This is a genomic window from Janthinobacterium glycogeni, from assembly GCF_051380725.1.
Taxonomy (GTDB): domain Bacteria; phylum Pseudomonadota; class Gammaproteobacteria; order Burkholderiales; family Burkholderiaceae_D; genus Janthinobacterium.
On the sequence record NZ_JBNYXP010000002.1, the window covers coordinates 499,647 to 525,859 of the forward strand.

General features: G+C 63.5%; 25 protein-coding genes. 13 read left to right on the forward strand and 12 right to left on the reverse strand.

The annotated features are described in order from the left end of the window. The first annotated feature begins 118 nt into the window (after positions 1 to 118). Positions 119 to 1,660 (forward strand): beta-N-acetylhexosaminidase, encoded by a 1,542-nt coding sequence (gene nagZ, locus ACQ4W4_RS07860; RefSeq protein WP_436541478.1) that lies wholly within the window; start codon positions 119 to 121, stop codon positions 1,658 to 1,660. Positions 1,661 to 1,705: 45 nt separating this feature from the next. Here nagZ and ACQ4W4_RS07865 read toward each other — a convergent pair whose 3' ends face one another. Next, positions 1,706 to 2,686 (reverse strand): oxidoreductase, encoded by a 981-nt coding sequence (locus ACQ4W4_RS07865; protein ID WP_436541550.1) that lies wholly within the window; start codon positions 2,684 to 2,686, stop codon positions 1,706 to 1,708. A gap of 137 nt (positions 2,687 to 2,823) precedes the next feature. Between ACQ4W4_RS07865 and ACQ4W4_RS07870 the strand changes: the two genes are divergently transcribed. Continuing rightward, positions 2,824 to 3,744, forward strand: a complete 921-nt coding sequence (locus ACQ4W4_RS07870) for an AraC family transcriptional regulator (protein WP_436541479.1) — start codon at positions 2,824 to 2,826, stop codon at positions 3,742 to 3,744. 35 nt (positions 3,745 to 3,779) lie between these two features. On the opposite strand, the gene ACQ4W4_RS07875 is transcribed toward ACQ4W4_RS07870, so the two are convergent. From ACQ4W4_RS07875 to ACQ4W4_RS07890, 4 genes are all read right to left on the reverse strand, one after another. Further along, positions 3,780 to 3,941, reverse strand: a complete 162-nt coding sequence (locus ACQ4W4_RS07875; RefSeq protein ID WP_436541480.1) for a hypothetical protein — start codon at positions 3,939 to 3,941, stop codon at positions 3,780 to 3,782. Between the two features lie 70 nt (positions 3,942 to 4,011). Continuing rightward, on the reverse strand, positions 4,012 to 4,293 hold the full coding sequence (locus tag ACQ4W4_RS07880; protein ID WP_436541481.1) for a DUF6587 family protein: 282 nt from the start codon (positions 4,291 to 4,293) through the stop codon (positions 4,012 to 4,014). 9 nt (positions 4,294 to 4,302) lie between these two features. After that, entirely contained in the window at positions 4,303 to 6,204 is a 1,902-nt protein-coding gene (gene feoB / locus ACQ4W4_RS07885; RefSeq protein ID WP_436541482.1) for a ferrous iron transporter B, read from the reverse strand. Between the two features lie 2 nt (positions 6,205 to 6,206). Then, entirely contained in the window at positions 6,207 to 6,491 is a 285-nt protein-coding gene (locus ACQ4W4_RS07890) for a FeoA family protein (RefSeq protein WP_219115091.1), read from the reverse strand. Positions 6,492 to 6,896: 405 nt separating this feature from the next. Here ACQ4W4_RS07890 and ACQ4W4_RS07895 point away from each other — a divergent pair, with 405 nt between their 5' ends. Together ACQ4W4_RS07895 and ACQ4W4_RS07900 are read left to right on the forward strand one after the other, a co-directional pair. Next, positions 6,897 to 7,112: a (2Fe-2S)-binding protein gene (locus tag ACQ4W4_RS07895; RefSeq protein ID WP_152250664.1), complete on the forward strand. Its 216-nt coding sequence runs from the start codon at positions 6,897 to 6,899 to the stop codon at positions 7,110 to 7,112. A 16-nt stretch (positions 7,113 to 7,128) separates the two neighbouring features. Continuing rightward, a complete protein-coding gene (locus ACQ4W4_RS07900) occupies positions 7,129 to 7,830 on the forward strand; it encodes an energy transducer TonB (RefSeq protein WP_436541483.1) in 702 nt (233 codons plus the stop codon). A gap of 215 nt (positions 7,831 to 8,045) precedes the next feature. Here ACQ4W4_RS07900 and ACQ4W4_RS07905 read toward each other — a convergent pair whose 3' ends face one another. Next, on the reverse strand, positions 8,046 to 8,726 hold the full coding sequence (locus ACQ4W4_RS07905) for a Fe2+-dependent dioxygenase (RefSeq protein WP_436541484.1): 681 nt from the start codon (positions 8,724 to 8,726) through the stop codon (positions 8,046 to 8,048). 423 nt (positions 8,727 to 9,149) lie between these two features. Between ACQ4W4_RS07905 and bfr the strand changes: the two genes are divergently transcribed. Further along, positions 9,150 to 9,626 (forward strand): bacterioferritin, encoded by a 477-nt coding sequence (gene bfr / locus ACQ4W4_RS07910; protein WP_010401839.1) that lies wholly within the window; start codon positions 9,150 to 9,152, stop codon positions 9,624 to 9,626. Between the two features lie 54 nt (positions 9,627 to 9,680). Here bfr and ACQ4W4_RS07915 read toward each other — a convergent pair whose 3' ends face one another. From ACQ4W4_RS07915 to ACQ4W4_RS07925, 3 genes are read right to left on the reverse strand one after another with little or no spacing between them, the layout of a single operon-like run. Next, on the reverse strand, positions 9,681 to 11,009 hold the full coding sequence (locus tag ACQ4W4_RS07915) for an MFS transporter (RefSeq protein ID WP_436541485.1): 1,329 nt from the start codon (positions 11,007 to 11,009) through the stop codon (positions 9,681 to 9,683). Continuing rightward, entirely contained in the window at positions 11,006 to 12,886 is a 1,881-nt protein-coding gene (locus ACQ4W4_RS07920) for an alpha-amylase family glycosyl hydrolase (RefSeq protein WP_436541486.1), read from the reverse strand. Before ACQ4W4_RS07920 ends, ACQ4W4_RS07915 begins: the two co-directional genes overlap by 4 nt. Positions 12,887 to 12,904: 18 nt before the next feature. Next, positions 12,905 to 15,184 carry a TonB-dependent receptor gene (locus ACQ4W4_RS07925; RefSeq protein ID WP_436541487.1) on the reverse strand — a complete coding sequence of 760 codons (2,280 nt, stop codon included), beginning with the start codon at positions 15,182 to 15,184 and terminating at the stop codon, positions 12,905 to 12,907. Between the two features lie 17 nt (positions 15,185 to 15,201). Here ACQ4W4_RS07925 and ACQ4W4_RS07930 point away from each other — a divergent pair, with 17 nt between their 5' ends. Then, complete coding sequence (locus ACQ4W4_RS07930; protein ID WP_436541488.1) at positions 15,202 to 15,456, forward strand: hypothetical protein; 255 nt, start codon at positions 15,202 to 15,204, stop codon at positions 15,454 to 15,456. 28 nt (positions 15,457 to 15,484) lie between these two features. Here the strand turns inward: ACQ4W4_RS07930 and ACQ4W4_RS07935 are convergent, their stop codons facing one another. Beyond that, positions 15,485 to 16,513 carry a LacI family DNA-binding transcriptional regulator gene (locus ACQ4W4_RS07935; RefSeq protein ID WP_226939465.1) on the reverse strand — a complete coding sequence of 343 codons (1,029 nt, stop codon included), beginning with the start codon at positions 16,511 to 16,513 and terminating at the stop codon, positions 15,485 to 15,487. 7 nt (positions 16,514 to 16,520) lie between these two features. Next, entirely contained in the window at positions 16,521 to 17,135 is a 615-nt protein-coding gene (locus ACQ4W4_RS07940) for a glutathione S-transferase N-terminal domain-containing protein (protein ID WP_152250657.1), read from the reverse strand. A 277-nt stretch (positions 17,136 to 17,412) separates the two neighbouring features. Here ACQ4W4_RS07940 and purB point away from each other — a divergent pair, with 277 nt between their 5' ends. From purB to ACQ4W4_RS07970, 6 genes are all read left to right on the forward strand, one after another. Next, positions 17,413 to 18,792, forward strand: a complete 1,380-nt coding sequence (gene purB, locus ACQ4W4_RS07945; RefSeq protein WP_436541489.1) for an adenylosuccinate lyase — start codon at positions 17,413 to 17,415, stop codon at positions 18,790 to 18,792. Between the two features lie 185 nt (positions 18,793 to 18,977). Further along, positions 18,978 to 19,502 carry a cytochrome b gene (locus ACQ4W4_RS07950; RefSeq protein WP_092712036.1) on the forward strand — a complete coding sequence of 175 codons (525 nt, stop codon included), beginning with the start codon at positions 18,978 to 18,980 and terminating at the stop codon, positions 19,500 to 19,502. Between the two features lie 44 nt (positions 19,503 to 19,546). Next, positions 19,547 to 20,101 carry a YceI family protein gene (locus tag ACQ4W4_RS07955; RefSeq protein WP_436541490.1) on the forward strand — a complete coding sequence of 185 codons (555 nt, stop codon included), beginning with the start codon at positions 19,547 to 19,549 and terminating at the stop codon, positions 20,099 to 20,101. Between the two features lie 130 nt (positions 20,102 to 20,231). Next, positions 20,232 to 20,807: a YceI family protein gene (locus ACQ4W4_RS07960; protein ID WP_436541491.1), complete on the forward strand. Its 576-nt coding sequence runs from the start codon at positions 20,232 to 20,234 to the stop codon at positions 20,805 to 20,807. A 164-nt stretch (positions 20,808 to 20,971) separates the two neighbouring features. Next, a complete protein-coding gene (locus ACQ4W4_RS07965; protein ID WP_034778894.1) occupies positions 20,972 to 21,241 on the forward strand; it encodes a GlsB/YeaQ/YmgE family stress response membrane protein in 270 nt (89 codons plus the stop codon). A 305-nt stretch (positions 21,242 to 21,546) separates the two neighbouring features. After that, positions 21,547 to 23,700, forward strand: a complete 2,154-nt coding sequence (locus ACQ4W4_RS07970; protein ID WP_436541492.1) for a S46 family peptidase — start codon at positions 21,547 to 21,549, stop codon at positions 23,698 to 23,700. A gap of 80 nt (positions 23,701 to 23,780) precedes the next feature. Here the strand turns inward: ACQ4W4_RS07970 and ACQ4W4_RS07975 are convergent, their stop codons facing one another. After that, positions 23,781 to 24,359 (reverse strand): hypothetical protein, encoded by a 579-nt coding sequence (locus ACQ4W4_RS07975; protein ID WP_436541493.1) that lies wholly within the window; start codon positions 24,357 to 24,359, stop codon positions 23,781 to 23,783. A 150-nt stretch (positions 24,360 to 24,509) separates the two neighbouring features. Between ACQ4W4_RS07975 and ACQ4W4_RS07980 the strand changes: the two genes are divergently transcribed. Then, on the forward strand, positions 24,510 to 26,198 hold the full coding sequence (locus ACQ4W4_RS07980) for a M14 family zinc carboxypeptidase (RefSeq protein WP_436541494.1): 1,689 nt from the start codon (positions 24,510 to 24,512) through the stop codon (positions 26,196 to 26,198). Positions 26,199 to 26,213 lie beyond the last annotated feature (15 nt).

Below are 26,213 nucleotides of genomic sequence, written 5' to 3' on the forward strand. Positions count from 1 at the left end.
ATACAATACCAAAACAAGTACAAAACCAAGGCAGCTTTTCCGGTGACCGCCACGATGCGCCACCACGGTGCCAGAATACGTATGCCGTCGTCACAATACATACAGGAGGAGTTGCAGCATGGAGCAGGGTTTGCGCGAGAAAGTAGGACAGTTGTTCATGGTGGGCTTCGACGCCCTGCAGGCGGACGAGCATATCAAGACCTTGATCCGCGAAAAGAAAGTGGGCGGCGTGATCCTGTTCCGCCGCAACGTGCACACGCCCGCGCAAGTGTCGGCCCTGTGCCGCGAACTGCAGGAAATCAACGCGGAAGTGTCCGACATCCCGCTCTTGATCTCCATCGACCAGGAAGGCGGCATGGTCATGCGCATCGAGCAGGGCGTCACGCCGATTCCCGCGGCGATGGCCTTCCAGGCGGCCGGCTCCATCGAAGACTGCGAACGCATGAACCAGATCAGCGGCGATGAAATGCGCCAGGTGGGCATCAACCTGCTGCTGGCGCCCGTGCTGGACGTGAACAACAACCGCAACAACCCCGTCATCGGCGTGCGCGCGTACGGCGAGGATGCCGCCACCGTCATCGACTACGGCATGGCCGCCATGCGCGGCCAGCGCGCCAGCGGCGTGGCCGTCACCGCCAAGCACTTTCCCGGCCACGGCGACACGGCCACCGACACGCATTACGCCATGGCGCTGGTCCCGCACGACAAGGAACGCCTGCGCGCCGTGGAACTGGCGCCCTTCCGCGCGGCCATCGCCGGCGGCGTGGACGCCATCATGACGGCGCACGTGGTCTTCCCCGCCTTCGAGGCCGACACCAGCGTGCCGGCGACGCTTTCAAAAGGCGTGCTGACGGACCTGCTGCGCGGCGAGTTGAAATACAAGGGCGTCGTCATCACGGACTGCCTGGAAATGGCGGCGATTGCCGACGGCATCGGCATCGCCCAGGGCGCCGTCGCCACCTTGCAGGCGGGCGCCGACATCGTCCTCATCTCGCACCGCGAAGCGCAGCAGACGGCGGCCATCGACGCCGTCCTCGCCGCCGTGGAGCGCGGCGACATCGCGCTCTCCCGCATCGAGGCGGCTTGCGCGCGCGTGGCGGAACTCAAGCGCAACCGCGCCGTGCGCGACTGGCGCGAACGCCCCGTCACGCCGCCGGCGCTGATGCAGCCGGCCGCCATGGCCCTGTCGCAGCTGCTGCAAAAGGCGGCATTGCGCGTGCAAGGCGACTACCGCCCGCTTGACGCGGGCCTGCCCGTGACCCTGCTGACGGTGGAAGTGCGTTCGCGCAGCGAAATCGACGAAGTGGCGCTAGGCCGCAACAAGGAAGCGCGCAGCTCGATGCTGCCGGCGCTGCTGGCAGCGGGCCTGAACGTGCGCGAGTATGCCTTGTCGGCCGAGGCGCTGGACGAAGAGGTCGACGAGGCCATCGCTTTTGCGCAAGGTGCGCAGCAGATCGTGCTGCAAACGTATAACGCCATGTTCGTCGACGGCCAGCGCCGCCTGGTCGAGGCCCTGCCGCACGACAGACTGTGGCTGGTGGCGGGCCGTTTGCCCTACGACCTGGATCTGGCGCCCCACGCGCAAGGCCGCCTGGCCGCCTTCGGCTGCCGCCCGGCCGCGCTGGTGCCGGTCGTCGACAAGCTGGCGGGCAAGGCGTAAATTCACGCCGCCATCCTGTACATGCCGGGCATTGCCCGGCATTTTTTATGCCGCGTCGCAATCGAAGCGCACGCCCGTCATCTGTTCGCTCAGCACCCATAGCTGGCGTGCCTGCGCAGGATCGACCGCCCAGCGCCGCACGCCCGGCCCCGCGCTGTCGTCCGCCACCAGGGCGGCAATGTCGCCATCCTCGCAATACACGCCCCCCATACCCTCGAGCTGCGCGCTGGTGGCGCACCAGACCGCGGTGGCGGCGCCCTGCGCCACATTCTTGAAACCCGATTGCGGCGGCGGATTCACCTGGCCCTCGTCATCGAGCGCGCCCACGCGCCGCAAGTCGTCAAGGTCCAGGTGGCGCACCAGCGGCGTCAGGATGGCGCCCGGATGCAGCGAAAAGGCGCGCACGCCGTGCGCCGCAGCGCGCCGGTCCAGCTCCACGGCAAACAGCGCATTGGCGCTTTTCGACTGCGCATACGCGCGCCATTTGTCGTACGGCTGGCGCAGGAAATGCGGGTCGTCCAGGTCGACGCCCGCCTGCCGGTGGCCCAGCGACGACACGCACACCACGCGCGCGCCCTGCGCCTGCCGCAGGGCGGACCACAGGCGCGCGGTCAGCTGGAAATGCCCCAGGTGATTCGTCGCGAACTGCCCCTCGTAGCCGCGCGCATCGCGCAGCAAGGGCGTGGCCATGATGCCGGCGCCGTTGACCAGCACGTGCAGGGTGCGGCCGGTGGCAAGAAAGGCGGCGGCAAAGGCATCGATCGACTGCGGATCGAGCAGGTCGAGCGCGGCGACCTCCACGCCGGCCATGCCGTCCAGGGCCGCTTGCGCCTGACGCGGGTCGCGCGCCGGCACCAGTACCTTGGCGCCGGCGCCGGCCAGCACGCGCACCGTTTCCAGCCCCAGGCCGGACGCGCCGCCCGTGACGATGGCCTGCACGCCGGACAGGTCGCGGCCGGCCAGCGCCTCGGTGGCGGTCGTGCCGGCGTCGAAGCCGGAGCGCAGGGGAGTTTGTTTGTTGCCGATGCTGTCCATGGGGTCTGCCTTTGCAAGTGGCGCCAGTCCGAATGGCTGGCGAGATGGACATTGTGCGCGCAAGGAACTGGACTGTGAATGGCGTAAAATCCGCAATACTGTCGCCATCGTCCAGAATTGCATCCGCCATGGATTTGCTCTCCGATGTACTCTCGCTGCTCGATACGTGCAGCTCCTATTTTGCCGGCCTGAAGGCGGGCGGCGAGTGGGCCATCGATTTTCCGCCCCCGGACGGCATCAAGTTCAATGCCGTGATCGAGGGAAGCTGCTGGCTGACGGTCGCGGGCATCGACGCGCCCGTGCGGCTGCGGACGGGCGACTGCTTCCTGCTGGCGCCCGGACGCGCGTTTACCCTGGCCAGCACGCCCGGCTTGCCGGCCGCGCCGGCGCTGGACGTGTACCGGCACGCGCAGCAGGGCGTGGCCCGTCACGGCGCGCCGGAACACGATTTTTTCCTCATCGGCGGACGCTTCAGCTTTGGCGACGAGGCGTCCATCCTGCTCGACTGCCTGCCGCCCCTGCTGCACGTGCGCGGCGATACGGACCAGGCCAGCGTGCTGCACTGGGCCTTGCAGCGCCTGGCGCAGGAACTGCAGGCGACGGCGCCCGGCGCGGCGCTAATGACGCGCCACCTGGGCCACATGATGCTGCTGCAGATGCTGCGCCAGTACCTGGCAGCGCAGGCGTCGCATCCGGCAGGCTGGCTGTTCGCGCTGGCCGATCCCCGGCTGCGCGCCGCCATCGAGGCCATGCATGCGCAGCCGGCGCAGCGCTGGACCTTGCAGCAACTGGCCGCCGTCGCCGGGCAGTCGCGCTCCGCCTTTGCCCTGCACTTCAAGAACAGAGTGGGCGTGACGCCGCTCGATTACCTGCTGCGCTGGCGCATGCGCCTGGCCACGCGGCGCCTGAGGGACAGTGGCGCGACCGTGACGTCGATCGCGCAGGCGCTGGGCTACGAATCGGACAGCGCCTTCAGCCACGCCTTCAAGCGCATCATGGCGTGCTCGCCGCGCCAGTACCGGCTGCGCCACGCGGATGCGCAGGCGTAAAAAAACCCGCGATTGCGGGTTTTAACCATACAGGGTCAGCGCGTCGACACGGGCGGCAGGGCCGCCACCGCCAGCAAGGCAAAGGGCCCGAGCAACAAGCCGATGCCGAACCAGAGTGCCCCGTGGCGGCCGCGCCGGCTGGCCAGCAGCCAGGTGGCGACCGCAAATAAAAACATGAAGATCAACAGTATCGCCATTGCCACTCCTTGCCATGCGGAAAGCCCAGTGTAGCCCAAGGGCGCACCCGTGGCCAGACGTACATCAACATCAGTCCTGGCGCTGCACCTGCATCAGGATCACGCGCTTGCTGCTGCCGTCGGCCGGCGGCGTGTTTGACGGCGGCGGCGGGCTGTCGCAAGAGCCGCAGGAACCGCAGCCGCTGCCGCAACCCGGCGCCACCCTGAAGAAAGTCGACAGCTTCGCCTCATCGAGGCCGCAGCGCACGAGGCCCCGCACGATGGCGCGGCGCACGCCCGCCGGCAGGTACTTGGTCGAGAAATGCAGCAGCGCGGCTGCGACGATCAGGGCGACGATGAGGGTTTGCCACATGGTTTTCTCCTAAGCGCCCAGCAGCAGGGCGACGCGGTATGTGATGAACGAGGCGGCGTAGGCCAGGGCGAACATGTAGCCGGCCATCAGCAGCGGATAGCGCCAGCCTCCCGTCTCACGCTTCACCACGGAGAGGGTCGACAGGCACTGTGGCGCGAATACATACCAGGCCAGCAAGGACAGCGCGGTGGCCATCGACCACGAATGGGCGATCAGCGGTTCCAAGGTGGAGGCCAGCGCGTCGCCCGTTTGCGACAGCGCGTACACGGTGCCCAGGGCGCCGACGGCCACTTCGCGCGCCGCCATGCCCGGCACCAGCGCGATGCAGATCTGCCAGTTGAAACCGATGGGCGCGAAGATCACTTCCAGGCCGCGGCCCAGGATGCCGGCCAGGCTGTAATAGATCGGCGGGTGGATCGCGTTGTCCGGCGCGCCGGGGAAGGTGCTGAGGAACCACAGGATGATCATCAGGCTCAGGATGATGGTACCGACGCGCGTGAGGAAGATCTTCGCGCGCTCCCACAGGCTGACGGCCAGGTTGCGCAGATGCGGCCAGTGGTAGGCCGGCAGTTCCAGCATCAGCGGCTGGTTGCCGCGCACGCCCATGCTGCGCTTCATGACCCAGGCCACGGCCATGGCCGAGATGATGCCGGCGAAGTACAGCACGAACAACACCAGGCCTTGCAGGCTCAGATAGCCCCAAACCTCGCGCTGCGGGATGAAGGCGGCGATGATCAGCGCATACACGGGCAGGCGCGCCGAGCACGTCATCAGCGGCGCGATCATGATGGTGACCAGGCGGTCGCGCGGATTCTGGATGGTGCGCGCCGCCATCACGCCGGGGATGGCGCAGGCAAAGCTCGACAGCAGCGGGATGAAGGCGCGCCCCGACAGGCCCACGCCGCCCATCAGGCGGTCCAGCAGGAAAGCCGCGCGCGGCAGGTAGCCGCAGTCTTCCAGGCTCAGGATAAAGAAGAACAGGATCAGGATTTGCGGCAGGAACACCAGCACGCTGCCGACGCCGCCGATGATGCCTTCGACCAGCAGGCTTTTCAGGTGGCCGTCGGGCATGTTCGCCGTCAGCACGGCGCCCAGGTGGCCCACGCCATCGGTGATCATTTCCATCGGCGTGGCAGCCCAGGCAAACACGGCCTGGAAGATCAGGAACATCAGCACGGCCAGGATGAGGGGGCCGAAGACGGGATGCAGCACCACGTCGTCGATCTTTTCCGTCAGGTTGCCCCTATCACTGGTGTCGTTGCTGACGGCGGCCAGGATGCGGCGCACTTCGCGCTGGGTCTCTTCGACGGTCACGGCGTCGATGGCCGCCAGCGGTTTCGCGTCCACCACCGGCAGCGGCAGCATGGCGTCGATGGCGTCGAGCAGGGCTTTTTCGCCGTCGTGCTGCACCGCGACGGTTTCCACCACGGGCATGCCCAGTTCCTGCGACAGCCTGGCCGTGTCGATGAGCATGCCGCGCTTGCGCGCCACGTCCGTCATGTTCAGCGCCAGCAGCATGGGCAGGCCCAGGCGCTTGACTTCCAGCACCAGGCGCAGATTCAAGCGCAGATTGGTGGCGTCGACGACGCAGATGATGGCGTCCGGACGCGGGTCGCCGCGGCGCAACCCGCCCACCACGTCGCGCGTGATGGCTTCGTCGGGCGTGGTGGCCGACAGGCTGTAGGCGCCCGGCAGATCGAGCACGCGCACGGGCTTGCCGCTTGGCGACGTGAAATGACCTTCCTTGCGCTCGATGGTCACGCCGGCGTAGTTCGCCACTTTCTGGCGCGCGCCCGTCAAACGGTTGAACAGGGCGGTCTTGCCGCAGTTCGGATTGCCCAACAAGGCGATTTGTGGCTGGTGCGGCGGCTTGTGCGCGCCCGCTTCCACGATAGTTTCTACGGCACCCATATTTATTCCGGTTGAAGCAGCGGTTGAATCGTGATCAGCGCCGCTTCGAAGCGGCGCAGTGCGAACGTGGCATTGCCGACCTTGATGGCCAGCGGATCGCCGCCGGGAATACCGCGCTTGAGCATGCGGATACGTTCGCCGGGAACGAATCCCAGCTCCATCAACCGGCGGACGAGGTCGACGCCATCTTCCGTCTGTCCTGCCGCGTGGGGCGTGATATGCAACACCGTGCCGCTCTGGCCGACTGCCAGCGCGTCGAGCGTCATCAGGGGTGGAACTAGAGTCATGAGCAAATTCCGTTCAAATTAAGAACACCGGGGACAGACTGCTGCGCGTGGCGCATGCCCCGATGTTGTGAGGTAAAACGCAACTGTTGCGCATTACCGACAAGCGGCCTTTCAATGTGTCCAGACGGCGACCGTCCGAGACAATACCAGCATTATAAACATGAATGCGAATTGTTTTTATTTAGCCCGGAGAGCCGCCCCCACCAAGGGCTGCGCCATGCGCGAGAAGCGCATATCAAGCTGCCGCGCCAGGCCGCCAACTGCCGCACACTTGATCAAAATCGCTTGCATTGTCCCGCACTTTGCGCGACAATGAAACGTAATGATAATGATTCTCATTAAAACACTAGCAACAATGCTTTCAAGCACTAGTGTCTGTTCATCCTCCAGCCAGAAGGTGTATCAATGATTGTATGTGTCTGCAACAACATATCTGATCGTGAAATCCGTCAAGCCGTCGATCTTGGCCTGTCCAGCATGGCCGAACTGCGCCGCGACCTGGGCGTGGCTACCTGCTGCGGCAAATGCCACACCTGCGCGCGGGAAGTGCTGAACGATCACCTGACCGCCACCGTGGCGCTGCAAGAAACCGTATTGATGCGAGCCGTACTGACCAACTAAGAAAGCGATGAACGCCATGACGATGATGCCCCCGCCCGTAACGGTGCAGGCCGTGCAGCAATTTGCCGACTTCGACAAGAAGCGCAACAAATTCGCGCCGCTGATGGCCATCGTCGTCCTGCATATCGCCGGCTTTTACGCCATCCAGAGCGGCCTCTTGAGCCGCGTCGTCACGGCGGCCATGCCGACCATCACCACCATCAGCATCATCGCCCCGCCAGCGCCACCGAAACCGCCGGCGCCGTCCGTGCCGAAAACCGTGGAACTGAGCGCCCCCGTGCCGCGCGCCGTGATCCCGCCGCTGCCGCTGATCGCCGTGGCGCCGAGCGAACCGACGATCACGCCGCCGCAGCCGACGCGCGCCGACGCGGCGCCTGTCGCCACCGCCGCGCCGACGGCCCCCGCGGCACCGTCACCGACGCCACCGGCGCCAGCGACGCCGCGCACCGTCAGCAGCGTCGAATACATCAAGGCGCCGCAACTGGTCTACCCGAATCTGTCGCGCCGCCTGGGCGAAAGCGGCACCGTGGTGTTGCGCATCCTGATCAATGAAAAGGGCTTACCCGAGCAAATCCTGATCCAGAAATCGACCGGCTACAGCAACCTCGATGAAGCGGGCCGCCAGGCCGCGCAGCGCGCGCTGTTCAAGCCGATGATCGAAAACGGCAAACCCGTCCCCGTCTACGTTTTGGTACCACTGACCTTCCAGCTGAGCTAGCCTTCCGGCGGCCACGGCGCCGCTGCCAGCCCGCAAGCACCGCACCCTGTGCCCTGCTTGCTTTTTTGCGCCCGTTTTTAGTCAAGCGATTTGCTTGTTTCAGTCTGCCAGCCTACATCCCCGGGCCAGGCAGACTTTTTTTTGCCCGTACAACGTGCAGTATCGTAGGTCGGATTAGCGCGGCCAAAGGCCGCGCTAATCCGACACCGCCACGATCATATCTCCGCCCACATCCTCAGCAGGTTGTGATAATGCCCCGTCAGTCCCACCGTCGCCAGCGAATCGCCGTGTTCCGCGCGCACGCTCTGGATGTTCTGATCGAGCTCGAACAGCATGCTGCGCTTCCAGTCCTCGCGCACCATGCTTTGCGTCCACAGGAAGGAGCAGATGCGCTCGCCGCTGGTGACGGGCAGCACCTGATGCACGCTGCTCGACGGATACACGATCACGTCGCCGGCCGGCAGTTTCACTTCATGCGTGCCATACGCATCGACCACCACCAGCTCGCCGCCCTCGTACTCGTCCGGCTCGCTCAGGAACACGGTCGACGAGACGTCGGCGCGCATCGACTGCATGCCGTTTTTCGGCGTGCGGATGGCGCCATCGATATGCAGGCCATAGTGCTCGCCGCCCGCATAGCTGTTGAAGAAGGGCGGCAGGATGCGCAGCGGCAGCACGGCGGCAAAGAACAGCGGATTGGCCATCAGCGCGCGGCTGACGATCTCGCCCAGCTCCAGCGCCAGCGGCGAACCTTCGGCCAGTTGCCGGTTGCGCTTGACTTGCGCGCCTTGCGCTCCGACGCTGGCGCGTCCGTCGACCCAGTCCGTCTGCGCCAGGCGCTGGCGAAACTGCGTCACCTGTTCCGGCGTCAGCACGCCGGGTATATGCAGCATCATCTTGCTATCCTTTTTTCAGTAAATATCGCTGCCTGATTATCGCATCGCCGGCAGCGGCCAAGAAGCCACAAAAGCAAGAACGGAGCAACATTTGCCGCCTTTTCAGCGCGGCCATGCACGCGCGCCGGCGGCGGCAAAAGAGGGCCAGAAACGCGAATGAGAATGGCCTTCATTTTCCTTAACAAATAAAAAACGGCGCAAGTGGGCAATCCACTTGAGAATGGGTTTTATTCGCACGAAATTTACGTTAAAAAGACGGAAAAATGCCGTTTAGCACCGAAAACCGCCGGTATTTTGCGCTATCATGCGGGCATAGCGAAACCGGCAACCTGCGCGCCACCAGGCAGCCCTGCGCCACCCGGCCGTGAACGCCAGCAGCCTGCGGTTTCATCATCGAACGCGACACAGAACAAAGGAAATGCCATGAAGGGCGATAAAGAAGTCATCCGCATGCTCAATGCACAGCTCACCAACGAACTGTCGGCCATCAACCAGTACTTCCTGCATGCGCGCATGTACAAGCACTGGGGCCTGGAAAAGCTGGGCAAGAAGGAATACGAAGAATCGATCGGCGAAATGAAACACGCCGACAAGCTGATCGACCGCATTCTGATGCTCGACGGCCTGCCTAACCTGCAAGCGCTGCACAAGCTGCTGATCGGCGAGAACACGCCGGAAATGCTGGAATGCGATCTGAAGCTGGAACGCGCCGCGCACGCCACCGTCAAGGAAGGCATCGCCATCAGCGAAAAAGCGGGCGACTACGTCTCGCGCGACCTGTTCCTGATGATCCTGGAAGACACGGAAGAGCATATCGACTGGCTCGAAACGCAGATCGACCTGATCGCCAAGGTCGGCATTCAGAACTACCTGCAAAGCCAGATGGCCGTGGAAGAGTAATCTTTTTCGCAGCATCGAAAAAACCGGCAATTGCCGGTTTTTTTACGTCCGTCCTCAAGTCTTTGTGGCCTGCGACGGGCGCAGCTTGACGAACAGCACCGCCACCGCCGCGCACAGCAGCAGGGCGCCGGCCAGCCGGATGACGTTTTCCGGATTGCCGCCCAGCCAGCTGCGGTAATACAGGGGCAGGGTGAATATCTGGATGATCATCGGAATGACGATGAACATATTAAAAATACCCATGTAGACGCCCGTGCGCTCGGGCGGAATGCAGCCGGCCAGCATGATGTAGGGATTGCCCATGATGCTGGCCCAGGCCAGGCCCACGCCCAGCATGGGCAGCAACAGCAGCGCCGGACTGTGGATCAGCGGGATGCTCAGCATGCCCACGCCGGCCGCGCACAGGCACAGGCTGTGCATGCGCTTGGGGCCGAACCGGCGCGTAAACGGCACCAGCGCAAAGGCGGCGACAAAGGCCACGAAATTGTAGAAGGCGCCCACCTGCCCGTTCAGCAGGCCCGCGTCGCGGAAGCCTTGCGACGCCGGATCCGTCGTGTGAAACAGGGTCGCCGCCAGCGACAGCGCGATGTACTGCCAGTAGCAGAACAGGGCGTACCACTGGAACAGGTTGACGAGGGCCAGTTGCTTCATCGTCGGCGGCATGTCGCGCAGGGCCGCGCCGATATCGGCCAGCGTGTGGCGCCAGCCCGGCGGGCGGCTGCGGATGGCCGCCAGCTCGGCGGCCGTAAGCGGATTTTCCGGCGTCGTCTTCAGGGTCCACAGCACCGAGGCGAGCGAGAACACGGCGCCGATCAGGAAGGCGGCGATGACGATGTGCGGAATATGGCTGCCATTGACGGCGTCCTTGTTCATGCCCAGCATGACCAGCAGCGACGGCGTCAGGTAGGCCAGCGTTTGCCCCAGCCCCGTAAACGCGCTTTGCGTGAGAAAACCCAGCGAGTGCTGCTTCTTGTCGAGCTTATCGCTGACAAAGGCACGGTACGGCTCCATCGTCACATTGTTGGCCGCGTCGAGTATCCACAGCAGGCTGGCGGCCATCCACAGGGTGGGACTGAACGGCATGGCCAGCAGGCCCAGGCTGCACAGGATGGCGCCGATCAGAAAATAGGGCGTGCGGCGGCCCCAGCGCGTCACCGTGCGGTCGCTCATGGCGCCGATCAGCGGTTGCACGAGCAGCCCCGTCATGGGCCCGGCCAGCCATAGGTAAGGCAGGCTCGCTTCATCTGCGCCCAGGTATTTGTAGATGGGACTCATGCTGCTTTGCTGCAGGCCAAAACTGAACTGGATGCCGAAAAAACCGACATTCATGTTGAAGATCTGCCAGAACGACAGATGCGGACGGAGTGCGCTGGCGTCGCTCATGCCTGCTCCCGTTTCTGCTCCAGTTCAAGCCACAGCATATGCCATGGCTGCAGGCCTACCGTGCCGGCCAGCACGCTGCCATCGAGACTGTTGCGCCATTCACCCGCAGGCAAAGTGTAGCGCTGGCTGGCGCCGCTGAAATTGCTCAGGTTGAGGAAGGCGTCGCCGCGCAGCAGCGCCAGCACGGCCGGCGTATCGGCCGGCAGCACGCTGCGCGGCGCGGCAGCGGCCAGGGCCGGCAAGCGCCCGCGTACGTCGATCAGCTGGCGCAGCGCCAGATACAGCCGGCCGCTGGCGCTCACGCCATCGTGGCGCCATGCCAGCAGGCTGTCGTCGAACGCGGGGCGCTGCAGCCAGCGGCTGTCCATCGCCCGGTCGGCCCGCTGCGTGTAGCTGTCATCGTTGGTCATGCCCAGTTCATCGCCCATGTACAGCACGGGCAAGGCGCCGAAGCTCAAGGCCAGGCCATGCAGCAGCAGCAGGCGCCGCAACGCGTATTCCTGCTCCTGCACCGTGGTGGCGCTTTCCAGGCCGGCCAGCGAGGCGGCCATGCCGTTGCTGCCATGCGCCTTGTCGGCGCTGCTGCTCTGGAAGGCGGCGCCGCGCGCATAGCTGCCGGTACCCGGCGTGCTGGCAAAGAACTGCGCGATGCGCGCCAGGCGCGCCGGCCCGTCCGCGCCCGCTTCATGGAGCAGCACGTTCCAGCCGATGTCGTCGTGGCAGCGCACATAACTGAGCCAGCTTGCGGCCGGCGGCAACGGCGGCGTGGCGGCGATCACCTGCCGCAGCAAATCCGTGCCTTCCTCCGCCAACGCGCCCCAGCCGGCGGCCATCAGGCTGCTGTGATAGGCGATATGGCATTCGGGCGCGGCATCGCTGCCAAAGTAGGCGGGCAGCTTGGGCGTGGGCACGATGGCTTCGGCCTTGAGCAGCACGCCCGGCGCGACGATGGCGGCAATCGCCCGCAAGGCTTGCAGCAGGCGGTGGGCTTCGGGCTGGTTCATGCAGTCCGTGCCTTCGCGCTTCCACAGGAAGGCCGTCGAATCGAGGCGGAACACTTCGATGCCCTTGTTGGCCAGGCCCAGCATGGCGCCCGCCATGGCCGCGAAGACGGCCGGATTGGCGTAATTCAAATCCCACTGATACGGGTAAAACGTGGTCCAGACCCAGCGCTGAAGCTCCGGCACGAAGGTGAAATTACCGGGCGCCGCCTGCGGAAAGACCTGGCCCACGGTCTGCTCGTAGCGGTCCGGTTGCGCGCGGTCGGGATAGGTGTGGAAAAAATCGCGCAGCAGCGGATCGCCCGCCTTGGCGCCCAGCGCCCACGCATGGTCGTCGGCCACGTGATTGAGGATCAGGTCCGAGCACAGGCTGATGCCGGCCGCGCGCAGCTGCGCCGTCAGCGCCAGCAAGTCGGCATTGCTGCCCAGCGCGGGGTCGACTTCCTCGAAGCTGGCGACGGCAAAGCCGCCATCGCTTTCGCCGGCGCGCGCGCGCAAAAACGGCAGCAGATGCAGATACGTCACGCCCAGTTCGCGCAGGTGGGCTATGCGTGCCGCCACGCCCTGCAGGCTGCCGCCGAAGCGCTGCACGTAGGCGCTGTAGCCCAGCATGGACTGGCTGACAAACCAGTCCGGCTGCGCTTCGCGCTGCGCATCCTGGCGCAGCAGCGCCGGCGCGCGCGCCGCGTGCAGCCGCCCCACGCTTTCCATCAGGTCGCCCAGCCAGGTCAGAAAGTCCGGCCGCTGGCCATACAGGCTGCCCAGCCGGTCGAGCAAGACCGCCTCCTGGCGCGCATAGCGGCGCGCCACATCGTCGCGCAAGTGCGTGGGGAGCGGCGCCAGCAGGCGCGCCAGGGGGCTGCGTATCGACATCATGAATCCTATCCTTGCTTATTAAAATGCGTATTTCAGGCTGACCTTGACGGCGCGCCCCGTGATCGAGCGGGCCGCATGGCCATCGCCCTCGACTTCCGTATAGCCGATCTTGTTGAGCAGATTGTTCGCCGTCAGCGCCACCTGCATCTGCGGCGTGAGCTGGTAATTGACGAAGGCGTTGAGCACCTGGTAGGCCGGCAAGGTGATCGTGTGCGCATCGTCGCCCCACGACTTGCCCGTGCCGACCAGGCTGGCGCCCAGGGTGGCGGCTCCCCATTCATAGGTGGGCGCGATCTGGTACACGACGCGCGCCTGGCGCCGCGGCGTCTTGCCGATCAGCGCCACGTCGGCCGCCGCCGTGCCTGTGATCTCGGCATCCGTGAATGTCAGGCCGCCATTGATGCGGAAGTCACCGGCGCTGTAGGCCGCCTCCAGCTCCACGCCCTTCGCTTCATAGCTGTTGGCCGTGCGCAGCTGGGTGGTCGCTTCGTAATTGCTTTCCCTGGTCTTGGCCTGGAACACGGTGACGAAGGTGCTCAGGGGACCACGGCGCCATTTCACGCCGCCTTCGAGCTGGCGCACGGTGTTCATCGCCACCGGCACGCTGCCATCCAACGGCGTGCCGAACAGGATGCGGTCGGCATTGAAAGCCACGCCTTCGCTGACGCGGGCAAACACGGCCAGGTTGGTTTGCAGCTTGTAGTTCGCGCCCAGCGAGTACGAGGTGTGGCCCACGGTGTAATCGACCCGCTGCACCGTCGACGGCAGGTAGGCTTGCGCGCCGGTAGCCTGGTTGGCCGTGCCGCTGGCATGCTGGCGGTCGCGCCGCACGCCGCCGTCGAGATTCAGCGCGCCGCTTTCCCAGGCCAGGTTCAGGTAGGGCGACGTCGTGCGGTACTCCATGTCGACGGCGCGCGAGCAGCAGGCGCCGAAGGCCGGGCCGATGTAGCCTGGGGTGCTGCTGGCCGTCTGCAGCAGGGTCGGCTGGTCGCCCGTGGCCTGCATCAGGTATTCATTGAAGTTCCAGGTCAGGCCCAGCTTTTGCTGCGACAGGTACAGGCCGGCCGTGGTGGTCAGCTTGCCGCTGTCGAACACAAACGTCCTGGCCAGCTTGGTATCGCTCAGAGTATTGCTGGCGTCATCGATCGAGGTATTGAACACCACGGCGGAAAATGCGCGGCCGGAGTAGGGCTTGCCCTGGTTCGGGCCGCTGGCAAACACATAGCTGCCGTCGCTGCCGTTATTCGACGGGAAGACGCCGATGAAGCGCCCCGAATTGTCGGCGTAACGGAAGTTTTCGCTCACGCTCCAGCCCTGCCCCAGCCTGAACGACGCTTCCAGGCCGACGGTATCGCTCTTGACGTGCAAGCCGTCGTTGACGCGGGTGGCCACGCGCTGGTTATCCTTGTTCAGCACCATGTCGGGCACCCAATACGGCGAATAGAAGCTGGCTTTGCGCGGGTCGATGCCGGCGATTTCCCCGATGCGGCCATTGCGCACGCTGACCGGCACCGGCAGGGCCGTGGGCGACTGGTCGTCGAGGTGCTTGAACGACAGGCGCACGAAGCCGTTGTCGAATTCATGCGTGACATTGCCGCGGAGCTGACCGCCCTTTTCGCTGTTGACGCCACTGTGGCGGATGCCTTCGCCCGTGCGCCAGGAGCCGCCGATGAAAAAGCGCGTGCGCTCGGAAACCGGCGCGCCATAATCGAAGTCCACGCGCGTCTGGTCGTAGCCCAGGCCACGGCTGATGGCCACGCTGCCGCCCTTCTCCTTGCCATTCTTGCTGATGAAATTGATGATGCCGCCCGGCGAATTGGTCGCCAGGGTGGAGGCCGACCCGCCGCGCACCACTTCCAGGTGGTCGAGCGTGGAATCGATCTTGACGAAGCTGTCGGGCGTGGTGAAGTTGAAGTCGCCGAACTGCAGCACGGGCAAGCCGTCTTCCTGGATCTGCACATAGCGCGCGCCGCCGGCGGAAATGGGCAGGCCGCGCACGGTGATGTTGGCATTGCCTTCGCCGCCCGAGGACTCGGCCCGCAAGCCCGGCACCGAGCGCAGGACTTCGGCGGCGCTGGTCGGCGCGTTGTGCAGGATGGTGTCGAGCTCCATGCTGCTGACGGAATTGCTCGACTTCATTTTGGACGTGCCGCCGGTGGTGCCCGTGACCACGATGCGTTCCAGATTCAGGCCATCGGCGGGGGCGGCGGCCGATTGCGCCTGGGCGGCGCCCCATTGCAGAAGGGCCAGGGTGACGGCGGCGGCCATGCAGCCGCGTTGAGCAGTACGTGTCTTCATCTTGTCTCCAGTGTTGTATGCCGATACATCGAGGTATCCGCTTGTTATGTGTCCTGGCCGCCGCATGCCGTGGCGCGCTGGCTGAGCCGGTACGTCATTATTCAACGAATAAGAATTTATTGCAATCGATTGCAATCGAGCACTGCAACATGGAAATGTTGTTGTTTTTAAGAGAATACTACGGGCATCAAAGAGGGAAACAGACGGGGTTTGAGACGAAAACAGGCTTTTTCATGCTGCTGCGCAGCATGGAAATAAAGGGGGAAATATGAAATTACTGCAATCGGTTGCAGTCGCGCTTTACCGACCCGAGGCGCGCACGATCAGCTCGGTTGGCAATTGCTGCGATGGCGCAGGCGCGCCATCGACCAGCGCCAGCAGCGAGGCCACCAGCGCGCGTCCGGCGGCGCGGATCGGCTGGCGCACGGTGGTCAAAGGCGGATGGAAATACGCGGCCAGTTCGATATCGTCGTAGCCGACCACGGCCACCTGTTCCGGCACGGCCACGCCGCGCGCGCGCAGGGCGTTGATGGCGCTCATGGCCAGCAGGTCGCTGCAGGCAAAGATGGCGTCGAACGGGATGTGACGGTCCAGCAGTTCCTGCACGTCCGTCGCGCCGCCCTGCGGCAGGAAGGACCCGGCCACGTACAGTTGCGGGTCGGGCGCCAGGCCCTGCGCGGCCAGCGCCTGCGCATAGCCCTGGTGGCGCTGCGCCACTTCGGGCAGCTTGGCGTCGCCAAAGAAGGCGATGCGCCGGCGTCCCGCCGCCAGCAAGTGTTCCGTGGCCAGCCGGCCGCCGGCGACGTTGTCGCCGCCGACGGTGCAATACAGCTGCTGCGGCAATTGCGCGCCCCACACGACGATGGGCACCTGGCGCGCGGCCAGCTGGTTCAGTTGTTCATGGTGGCGCCACTGGCCGATCAGGATGATGCCGATCACGCGGCCGCTATCGAAGGACTGGGCGGCCGCATCGAGCGTCTCGGCATCCACGCGCGAAATGAGCATGTCGAAGCCCTGCTCCGTCAGCGCATCGGCCAGGCTGCCCAGCATGCTGAGGAAAAAAGGGTCGGACAGGTGCTGGCGCGTGGCCGCGTCATACGGCACCACCACGCCCACCGTGCGGTTCTGTTTCAGGCGCAGGTTTTGCGCGCCGATATTGATGGAATACTTGAGCGAACGGGCCAGCGCGATGACGCGCGCGCGCGTCTCTTCGTTGACCAGCGAACTGCCGCTCAGCGCGCGCGACACGGTGGACGTCGACACGCCGGCCAGGCGCGCGATATCGGCCATCTGCAGGCGTTGCTGCGCCTTCGAATCAGTCCCGGTCATCGTACGCTCACTGCGGCGCGGTGTCCTTGAACGATGGCCGCTCGGACAGTTTGTCGAACAGGCGCGCCAGCGCCGGATGGTCCGCGCGCCAGTCGATTTCCGGGAAGCGGAAGCTGAGCCAGCCCAGCGCGCAACCGACGGCCACGTCGGCCAGGGTGTAGTTCTTGCCGGCGCAATACGCGCTCTCGCCCAGGCGTGCTTCCAGCGCCGCCAGGCCCAGGGTGACTTTTTCCAGCTGACGCGCGATCCAGGCCGCGCTTTGCTGCTCGGGCGGACGCTGCGTGCGCTCCAGGCGCACCAACACGCCCGCGTCGAGGATACCGTCGGCCAGCGCTTCCCAGTTCTTGATGTCGGCGCGCTCGCGGCCATTGCCGCCGGCCGGCAGCAGCTTGCACACGGGCGTGAGCGTGTCGAGGTATTCGACGATGACTTTCGAATCGATCAAGGTGCTGCCATCCTCCATCACCAGGCAAGGTACCTTGCCGAGGGGATTGGCCTGCGCGATGCGGGTTTCCGGCACCCACACGTTTTCCAGCTCGAAGACATAGTCGAGCTTTTTTTCCGCCAGCACGATACGGGCTTTGCGGACATACGGGCTGGCGAGGGAACCGATCAGTTTCATAGGTACTTTAAGGTAAGGGAGCAGTAAGCAGTATAGCATCGGCGGCAGCCGTGTTTGGCGGCACGCGCCCGGCGGCCCTGCGGGTGTGGCAGGCACGCCGCATCGGCGCCGGATTCGCTCCAAAAGCGGCGTGCCGGCGGTCGATGGACGGCTGGCCAGCGGCCAGCGGTGGTAAAATCGCCCTTTACTGTGGCGCCGTCAGTGTTGCTGTATTGCAATAGCCCTGCCCTCCCCGCGCGCCACACGCCAACCGTTTCTTTAACTTGCGTCCGCTCTCATGACTTCTACTACTCCGTATTCCACGCTGTCGGCCCTGTCTCCGCTCGATGGCCGCTACGCCAGCAAGACCGATCTGCTGCGCCCGATCCTGTCCGAAGCCGGTTTCATGCACCACCGCGTGAAAGTGGAAATCTCCTGGCTGCAAGCGCTGTCGCAAGCCGGCTTCGCCGAAATCAAGCCTTTCTCGGCCGAAGCGAACGCCCTGCTCGACAAGATGGCGGCCGACTTTTCGGAAGCCGACGCAGCCCGCATCAAGGCCATCGAAGCGGTCACCAACCATGACGTCAAGGCCGTCGAGTACTGGCTGAAGGAACAAGTGGCGGACGTGCCGGAACTGGTGGCGGCATCGGAATTCATCCATTTCGCCTGCACCTCGGAAGACATCAACAACACTTCGCACGGCATGATGCTCAAAGCCGCGCGCGATGGCGTGATGCTGCCGGCCTTGAACGGCCTGGTGGCCAAGCTGACGCAGATCGCGCACGACAATGCGGACGTGCCGATGCTGTCGCGCACGCACGGCCAGACGGCCAGCCCGACCACCCTGGGCAAGGAATTCGCCAACGTCGTGGCCCGTTTGCAGCGCGCCGTGAAACGCATCGAGCAAGTGGAAATCCTCGGCAAGATGAATGGCGCCGTCGGCAACTACAACGCCCACCTGTCGGCCTACCCAGGCTTCGACTGGCCCGCATTCTCCAAGGCCGTCATCGAACAGCGCCTGGGCCTGGTCTTCAATCCGTACACCATCCAGATCGAGCCGCACGACTACATGGCCGAACTGTTCGACGCCTTCGCGCGCGCCAACACGATCCTGCTGGACCTGAACCGCGACATCTGGACGTATGTCTCGCTGGGCTACTTCAAGCAGAAACTGAAAGCGGGCGAAATCGGTTCGTCGACCATGCCGCACAAGGTCAACCCGATCGACTTCGAAAACTCGGAAGGCAACCTGGGCCTGGCCAACGCCGTCCTGAAACACCTGTCGGAAAAACTGCCCGTCTCGCGCATGCAGCGCGACCTGACCGATTCGACCGTGCTGCGCAACATCGGCGTGGGCCTCGGCTACACGCTGCTGGCCTATGACAGCTGCCTGCGCGGCCTGAACAAGCTGGAAGTGAACCACGCGCGCCTGGCGCAAGACCTGGACGCGACCTGGGAAGTGCTGGCCGAGCCCGTGCAAACCGTGATGCGCCGCTATGGCATCGAAAACCCGTACGAACAGCTGAAAGAGCTGACGCGCGGCAAGGGCATCTCGAAAGAAGCGCTGCAAACCTTCGTCAATGGCCTGGCCATTCCGCAAGATGCCAAGGACGTGCTCCTGACCATGACGCCGGGCAACTACATCGGCATCGCGGCGCAATTGGCCAAAGCCATCTAAGCAGTTTCCACATGGGGATCTTCGGATCTCACTCCTGCGGGGCGGTCAGCACATAAATGCTGCCCGCCCCGCGGTTTTTCCGGCAATCTTTCTTGTAGAATCTCCAGCACGCAGCGCAATTTGCTTTTCTTTGGTATATTAGGCCGAATTAGTCCTAACACGTACTACATTCAAGAAAGCCACCGATGCAACGCTACACCACCACCGCCATCATCCTGCACTGGCTGACCGCCCTGCTGATCATCAGCGCCTTCGTCATGGGCCTGGTCATGACGGACATTCCCGGCCTGACGCCCACCAAGCTCAAATATTTCTCCTGGCATAAATGGCTGGGCGTGACCGTGCTGGCCATCGCCGCCATCCGCCTGCTGTGGCGCAAGGCCAACGTACCGCCGCCGCATCCTGCCAGCATGGTCGCGTGGCAAAAAAAGGCGGCCGACGCCATGCACGTGCTGCTGTACATCCTGATCTTCGCCGTGCCCGTTTCCGGCTACCTGTACACCCTGGCGGCCGGCGTGCCGGTGGTCTACCTGGGCCTGTTCCAGCTGCCCGTCATCATGGCGCCGAACCCGGAACTTAAGCCGCTTTTAAAAGAGATTCATTATGTTCTGAACATGACAATGGCAGCCGCCGTGGCCGCCCATGTGCTGGCGGCGTTGAAGCACCAGTTCATCGACCGTGATGGCGTGCTCAAGCGCATGCTGCCCTGACATCGACTTCCCCTTGCTCAATGAAACTACAGGAAAAAAATAAGATGAAAACCACCCAACGCATCGTCCTCGCTTCCCTGCTGGGCCTGTCCGTGGCCGCCACCGCCGCCACCCTGCTGAAAGTCGATCCCGCCAAGACCAGCGTGTCGGCCGTGTTCAAGCAAATGAACGTGCCCGTGGAAGCGAAGTTCAAGAAATTCAATATCGCCATCGATTACAACCCGGCCACGCCGGATGCCTCGAAAGCATCGGTGGAAATCGAAACGGCCAGCATCGATATCGGCGACCCCGAGTACAACAAGGAAGTGGCGAAGAAAGAATGGTTCAACTCGGCCCAGTTCCCGAAAGCCACCTTTGTCTCGAGCAGCATCAAGGCCGCCGGCGCGGGCAAGCTGACGGTCAGCGGCAAGCTGAGCATCAAAGGCAAGACCACCGACGTGACCTTCCCCCTGACGGTGAAAGCCGACGGCGGCAAATACGCGTTTGACGGCGCCCTGCCGATCAAGCGCCTGACCTACAACATCGGCGAAGGCGAGTGGAAAGACACGAGCATGGTAGCCGACGAGGTCACCATCAAATTCCACGTCGCTGCTCAGTAACACTTGAGAAAACGTCCATGGCTGCGTTGCTCTTGCCTCGTCGTACGTGCGTACGGCCTTCGGCAAGGTGCCTTGCCCTGAACGTTTTTCAGGCGTTAGAAAAAACAACCCCACAACCCTTAGGATCTGCATGAAATTTTCGCACTTGATGATCGCCATGCTGGCAGCCGCCGGCGCGGGTTCGGCCATGGCCGCCACCGACACCTACAACCTCGACCCGACGCACACCTTCCCCAGCTTTGAAGCCGATCACATGGGCATGTCGGTGTGGCGCGGCAAATTCAACAAGACCAAGGGGACGGTCGCCCTGGACCGCGTCGCCAAGACGGGCAGCCTGGACCTGGTCATCGATGCCGATTCGATCGATTTCGGTCTGGACGCCATGAACACGCACGCGAAAAAAGCGGACATGTTCAACGTCGAGAAATTCCCGCAGATCACCTACAAAAGCAAGTCGTTCAAGTTCAACGGCGAGCAACTGGTGGAAGTCGATGGCGAACTGACCTTGCTGGGCGTGACCAAGCCCGTCAAGCTGAACGTGAGCAAGTTCAAGTGCATCATGCACCCGCGCTACAAGCGCGAAGTGTGCGGCGCCGACGCCACGGCGGAATTCAAGCGCAGCGACTTTGGCCTGAACTACGGCATGCCGGCGTTCTCGCCGGAGGTCAAGCTGGCCATCCAGGTCGAAGCGATCAAGGCCGATTAAACACGGCCTTTCCGCAGGGCAAGCCCGCCTCGCTGCCTGCAGCCAGGCGGGCTTTTGCATGCGCGACGCGAATACGCTGGACTTTTCTATCGTGCGGCATCACTATCCATTGGCATGATGTTGTTCTGACATGACACACCCACTTATCCACCGCGGAGGACCACATGAATTTCATTATCTGGATCGTTATTGGCGGCGTCATCGGCTGGCTGGCCAGCATGGTCATGAAAACCAATGCACAACAGGGCATCTTCCTCAATATCGTCGTCGGCATCGTCGGCGCCTTCCTGGGCGGCTGGCTGCTGGCGCCCCTGTTCGGTACGGGCACCATCAATAGCGACAATTTCAGTCTGGCTTCGCTGCTGGTCTCGTTCCTCGGCGCCGTCATCCTGCTGGGCATCGTCAATCTTTTACGCCGCGGCAAAATACGCTAAACAGGCAAACAGCAGCGCATCAGCAAGTGGCCGGGCCGCGCAGGCGCCCGGCCATTTTTCATTGCCGGTAGGACACGTATGGACAATACCACAGCGGCCGCATGGAAAAATGCGCGTTGGCAGTCGGTTCCTGCCCCTGCATCAGCGAAAATATTACCTTTCAAGCAAGCACCTATGAACATACCTCCCGGAAAATGTGATTGACTAGTGTGGGTTCGATACGGATACTCTATGTCGCCCGCTGCACAATCAGCGGGTACTCCGCTGATTCCGACTTCCCTACAATGTAAAAGAACAGAACTCGAATGAAAAAATCTCTCATCGCGCTCGCCATCCTGAGCAACTTCGCACACGCCGACGAAGGCATGTGGATGCCCCAACAGCTGCCACAAGTAGCCAAGGAGCTGAAAGCCGCCGGACTAAAACTCGATCCGACTACCCTGACCAAACTGACCGAATTCCCGATGGGCGCCATCGTCAGCCTGGGCGGCTGCTCGGCGTCGTTCGTCTCGCCGCAAGGCCTCGTTGCCACCAACCACCATTGCGTCTACAACAGCGTGGCGGTCAATTCGACCAAAGAGCGCGATTTGCTGGCCAACGGTTTCCTGGCCAAGACGTTCGCTGAAGAATTACCGGCGGCCCCAGGCAGCCGCATCTTCGTCACCTCGGCCGTGACCAATGTCAGCGACAAGATCATCACCGCCGATGTGGCCAAGCTGCAAGGCAAGGCACGCATCGACGCGATCGAGAAAAACCAGAAGAAACTGGTCGCCGAATGCGAAAAAGAAGCGGGTTTCCGCTGCACCGTGTCGAGCTACTACGGCGGCCTGGAGTTCTACCTGATCAAGCAACTGGAAATCCGCGATGTGCGCCTGGTGCACGCGCCTCCTGCCGGCGTGGGCAAGTTCGGCGGCGACACCGACAACTGGATGTGGCCGCGCCACACGGGCGACTACGGTTTCTACCGCGCCTATGTCAGCAAAGACGGCAAAGCTGCCGACTTCAGCAAGGACAACGTGCCGTACCAGCCGAAACACGTGCTGAAACTGGCCAAGGATGGCTTGAAGGAAGGCGATTTCGTCATGGCGCTGGGTTACCCGGGCCGCACCAACCGCCACCGCCTGCCATCGGAAGTGGCGTTCACGTTCGACTGGAACTATCCGGCCTTCGTGAAGGCATCGGGTGAAACCCTGGCCATCATCGCGCGCGAAACCAAGGACAACAAGGATGTTGCCCTGAAATACGCGGGTCAGGTCGCTGGCGTGAACAATTACTACAAGAACCGCCAGGGCATGCTCGATTCCTACGCCGGCAGCGACTTTCTGGCGCGCAAGACGACGGAACACGAAGCCCTGAAAACCTGGGTCAACGCCAATCCTGCCCGCAAGGCGGAATTTGCCGGCGACATCGAGCAAGTGGAAAAGCTGATCGCCGAGCGCGATGCCGATACCAAGCGCGATTTCTTCCTCAGCTATGCGCAGCCACGCCTGCTGAGCACGGCACGCAGCCTGTACCGTTTGTCGAACGAAGGCACCAAGGCCGATACGGAACGCAAGTCCGGCTACCAGACGCGCGATTTGCCACGTCTGTCGTCGAGCATCACGTCGGTCGAACGCACCTACGATGAAAAAGTCGACAAGGCGCTGGTATTGAACAGCTTGACCAAGTACGCCGCGCAACCGGCTGCACAGCGCCGTGCCAGCTTCGACGCCGCCATCGGCATCAAGGATGGCATGTCGCAAGCCGAGCTGTCCGCCGCCCTGGACAAACTGTATGCGGGCAGCAAGCTGGCCGACAAGGAAGAACGCGCGGCATGGCTGAAACGCACGCCAGCCGAATTCCAGGCCAGCAAGGACAGCTTCATCCAGGCTGCCGTCGCCATGTACCCGGATTCGCTGAAAAACGAAGCGGAAGACGAAGAACTGGCCGGCAAGATCCAGCAAGCCTACGCCAACTACATGAAAGCAAAAATCGCCTTCATGAAGAGCAAGGGCCAAGCCGTCTATCCTGACGCCAACAGCACCCTGCGCGTGACGTTCGGCCGTGTTGCCGGCCGTGACCATGGCGCCGATGGCACCACCTGGACCGCGTTCACCACCGTCAATGGCGTCGCCGCCAAAGCCACGGGCGAAGGCGAGTTCAATGCGCCGGCGAAGCAATTGGCCGCGATCAAAGCCAAGGACTTCGGTAAATTCGTCGATCCGAAGCTGAAAACCGTGCCGGTCGACTACCTGGCCACGCTGGACATCACCGGCGGCAACTCCGGTTCGGCTGCCCTGAACGCCAAAGGCGAATTCATCGGCCTGGCATTCGATGGCACCTTGGACTCGATCATTTCCGATTGGGACTATAACAAGGCCAACACCCGTTCGATCCAGGTCGACCTGCGCTACATGCTGTGGAACATGAAACACATCGACCACGCAGACAACCTGCTGAAAGAAATGGGCGCCGAGTAATTCGCGGATAACAACAACTAATAAGCCCGGCAACGGGCGGTTGTTCCCTGAGCCACTCCTGCGGGAGTGGTTTTTTTTGCCTAGCGTTTTACCTTGGCAAAGCGGAAAGATACGGTTTGCTCCTCGCCAAACACGTGCGCGCGGCCACTTCCCAGCGGCAGCATCACCCTCCGGCCATCCTGCAGCAGCAGGGCCAGGTCGGCGCCCGGAAAGCGCTGCGCCAGCAGCGGATAGGCTTGCCGCTCGATGGGCGCGGCGGGAATCACGATGCGGTAATCGCCATCGCCAAAGTCCAGCAGCAGCGCGGGTATGTCGTCCGGCCCCGGCAGCGCCGTGATGCGCAGGCGCGCGTTGCCCTTGACGAGCTCGAACGCCGACCATACGGGCAAGCTGCGCTGCATGGCGCCGATGCGCAGCCGCGGCGCCTGGCGCACATCGGCCGACGTCAGCACGAGGTCAAGCCGCTCTTGCGGCACCGCCCCATCGACGGCCAGCAGCCAGCCCCGGTAGCGTATCAGCGCGCCCTGTGCGGCGGCCGTGACAGACCCGCCCTGCGCCACCGGCCCTTTGCCCGCTGGCAAGCGCAATGGCGCCGCCTGCGCCGCCAGGCAAGCGCACCACGCCAGCACCGCCATCGCTGCCATCACCGTCTTGCCCATGCCGCCTCCCCTCGCGCGTGAAACGTATTCATAACACAAGTTCGAGCCGGGCCCTCCGCCGCGCATCAAGGCGCCAACGCCGGTGCTACAATTGGCCCCTAGCGGGCGTACTTACCCAGCGCGCCTTCCCCCTCCCAGACTCAGACCGCTATGCCACCAGACTTGCGCACGACCTACGAACTCGGTAACCACAACCAGACCACGACTTGGCTGGAATGCATCACTTTCTACAAGGATCTCGCCGCACGCTACCCGCAGGTGCTGCATTTCGAACAGATCGGCCTGTCCGATTCGGGCGTACCCATCCATGCTGGCGTCGTCAGCGCGGACGGCGTGTTCGACCGCGAGCAGATCAAGCGCGCGGGCCGCACCGTGTTCTTCAACAATAACGGCATCCACCCGGGCGAACCGGAAGGCATCGACGCCTGCATGGCCATCGTGCGCGACCTCTGCACGCAGCCGGAACGCCTGGCGGCGCTGGGCAGCACCGTGCTGCTGTTCATTCCGATCTACAACGTCGATGGCAGCCTGAACCGTGCCAATACCTCGCGCGTGAACCAGGATGGTCCGGAGCAATTCGGTTTCCGCGGCAACAGCCGCCACCTGGACTTGAACCGCGACTTCATCAAGTGCGACAGCCTCAACGCACAAGTGTTCAACCGCCTGCTGGCCAGCTGGGACCCGGACGTGATGGTCGACACGCACACGTCGAACGGCGCCGACTACCCGTACACGATGACCCTGATCCACACGCAGACGGATAAGCTGGGCAATGGCCTGGGCCCCTTCCTGCAAGACACCATGCTGCCGCACATCTTTGCGCAGATGGAACAGGCGGGCTGGCCCACCTGCCCCTACGTCAATCCCGTCAAGGACAGTCCCGACCACGGCATCGCCGAATTCCTCGAAGTACCCCGTTTCTCGACCGGTTTTGCGGCCCTGCATCACGTCATCGGCTTCATGCCGGAAACGCATATGTTGAAACCGTTTGCCGACCGCTACGCCTCCATGCGCGCCCTGCTCGACATCACCATGGCGTTCACGGTCCAACATGGCGCACAGATCCAGCAATTGCGCGCGCAGGCCAAGGCGGCGGGACGCACGCAAGCCGCATGGCCGATCCACTGGACCATGAACGAAGAGCAAGCGTCGACCTTCCCCTTCAAGGGCTATGCGGCGCAGTACACGCCGAGTATCCTGGGCAACTACCAGCGCCTGTCCTACGACCGCTCGCAGCCGTGGGAACGCGATATCGCGTATTACAACCGCTTCGATGCCGACGTCACCGTGGCCGCGCCGAAAGCCTACATCGTGCCGCAAGCATGGCGCGAAGTGATCGAGCGCCTGCGCTGGAACGGCGTTGAAATGAGCCGCATCACCACGGAACAGACGCTAACGGCACGCTACTACCACATCACCGATGTCGGCACGCGCGCCACCTCCTACGAAGGCCACATGTTCCACGACACGGTGGAACTGGAAGCGCGCACGGGACAATTCACCGTGCAGGCGGGCGACTACGTGATCAGCCTGGACCAGGACAACGCCCGCTACGCCGTGGAAACGCTGGAGCCGCAGGCGCACGACAGCTTCTTCCGCTGGGGCTTCTTCAACAGCGTGCTGGAAAAGAAGGAAGCGTTTTCCGATTACGTATTCGAAGACATGGCGTCCGAACTGCTGCGCGATGAGCCGGCGCTGGCGGCCAAGTTTGCCGATTGGAAAGCAGCGAATCCGGCCTTGCTGAGCAACCAGGAAGCCGTGCTGGACTTCATTTTTGAAAACTGCCAGCGCTTTGCCGAGCCGGAATGGCGGCGCTATCCCGTCATCGCCCTGATGTAAATCAAGGCTGTAGCG

Bases quoted from the DNA above. Each gene is read 5' to 3' on its own strand.
- ACQ4W4_RS07955 (WP_436541490.1), top strand. From the start codon at position 19,547: ATGAAAACCACCCAACGCATCGTCCTCGCTTCCCTGCTGGGCCTGTCC.
- ACQ4W4_RS07975 (WP_436541493.1), bottom strand. From the start codon at position 24,359: ATGGGCAAGACGGTGATGGCAGCGATGGCGGTGCTGGCGTGGTGCGCT.
- ACQ4W4_RS07870 (WP_436541479.1), top strand. From the start codon at position 2,824: ATGGATTTGCTCTCCGATGTACTCTCGCTGCTCGATACGTGCAGCTCC.
- ACQ4W4_RS07935 (WP_226939465.1), bottom strand. From the start codon at position 16,513: ATGACCGGGACTGATTCGAAGGCGCAGCAACGCCTGCAGATGGCCGAT.
- ACQ4W4_RS07950 (WP_092712036.1), top strand. From the start codon at position 18,978: ATGCAACGCTACACCACCACCGCCATCATCCTGCACTGGCTGACCGCC.
- ACQ4W4_RS07920 (WP_436541486.1), bottom strand. From the start codon at position 12,886: ATGATGTCGATACGCAGCCCCCTGGCGCGCCTGCTGGCGCCGCTCCCC.
- ACQ4W4_RS07970 (WP_436541492.1), top strand. From the start codon at position 21,547: ATGAAAAAATCTCTCATCGCGCTCGCCATCCTGAGCAACTTCGCACAC.
- ACQ4W4_RS07900 (WP_436541483.1), top strand. From the start codon at position 7,129: ATGACGATGATGCCCCCGCCCGTAACGGTGCAGGCCGTGCAGCAATTT.
- ACQ4W4_RS07880 (WP_436541481.1), bottom strand. From the start codon at position 4,293: ATGTGGCAAACCCTCATCGTCGCCCTGATCGTCGCAGCCGCGCTGCTG.
- purB (WP_436541489.1), top strand. From the start codon at position 17,413: ATGACTTCTACTACTCCGTATTCCACGCTGTCGGCCCTGTCTCCGCTC.
- ACQ4W4_RS07930 (WP_436541488.1), top strand. From the start codon at position 15,202: ATGCCGATACATCGAGGTATCCGCTTGTTATGTGTCCTGGCCGCCGCA.
- ACQ4W4_RS07940 (WP_152250657.1), bottom strand. From the start codon at position 17,135: ATGAAACTGATCGGTTCCCTCGCCAGCCCGTATGTCCGCAAAGCCCGT.
- ACQ4W4_RS07980 (WP_436541494.1), top strand. From the start codon at position 24,510: ATGCCACCAGACTTGCGCACGACCTACGAACTCGGTAACCACAACCAG.
- bfr (WP_010401839.1), top strand. From the start codon at position 9,150: ATGAAGGGCGATAAAGAAGTCATCCGCATGCTCAATGCACAGCTCACC.
- feoB (WP_436541482.1), bottom strand. From the start codon at position 6,204: ATGGGTGCCGTAGAAACTATCGTGGAAGCGGGCGCGCACAAGCCGCCG.
- ACQ4W4_RS07960 (WP_436541491.1), top strand. From the start codon at position 20,232: ATGAAATTTTCGCACTTGATGATCGCCATGCTGGCAGCCGCCGGCGCG.
- ACQ4W4_RS07895 (WP_152250664.1), top strand. From the start codon at position 6,897: ATGATTGTATGTGTCTGCAACAACATATCTGATCGTGAAATCCGTCAA.
- ACQ4W4_RS07915 (WP_436541485.1), bottom strand. From the start codon at position 11,009: ATGAGCGACGCCAGCGCACTCCGTCCGCATCTGTCGTTCTGGCAGATC.
- ACQ4W4_RS07925 (WP_436541487.1), bottom strand. From the start codon at position 15,184: ATGAAGACACGTACTGCTCAACGCGGCTGCATGGCCGCCGCCGTCACC.
- nagZ (WP_436541478.1), top strand. From the start codon at position 119: ATGGAGCAGGGTTTGCGCGAGAAAGTAGGACAGTTGTTCATGGTGGGC.
- ACQ4W4_RS07875 (WP_436541480.1), bottom strand. From the start codon at position 3,941: ATGGCGATACTGTTGATCTTCATGTTTTTATTTGCGGTCGCCACCTGG.
- ACQ4W4_RS07905 (WP_436541484.1), bottom strand. From the start codon at position 8,726: ATGATGCTGCATATACCCGGCGTGCTGACGCCGGAACAGGTGACGCAG.
- ACQ4W4_RS07890 (WP_219115091.1), bottom strand. From the start codon at position 6,491: ATGACTCTAGTTCCACCCCTGATGACGCTCGACGCGCTGGCAGTCGGC.
- ACQ4W4_RS07965 (WP_034778894.1), top strand. From the start codon at position 20,972: ATGAATTTCATTATCTGGATCGTTATTGGCGGCGTCATCGGCTGGCTG.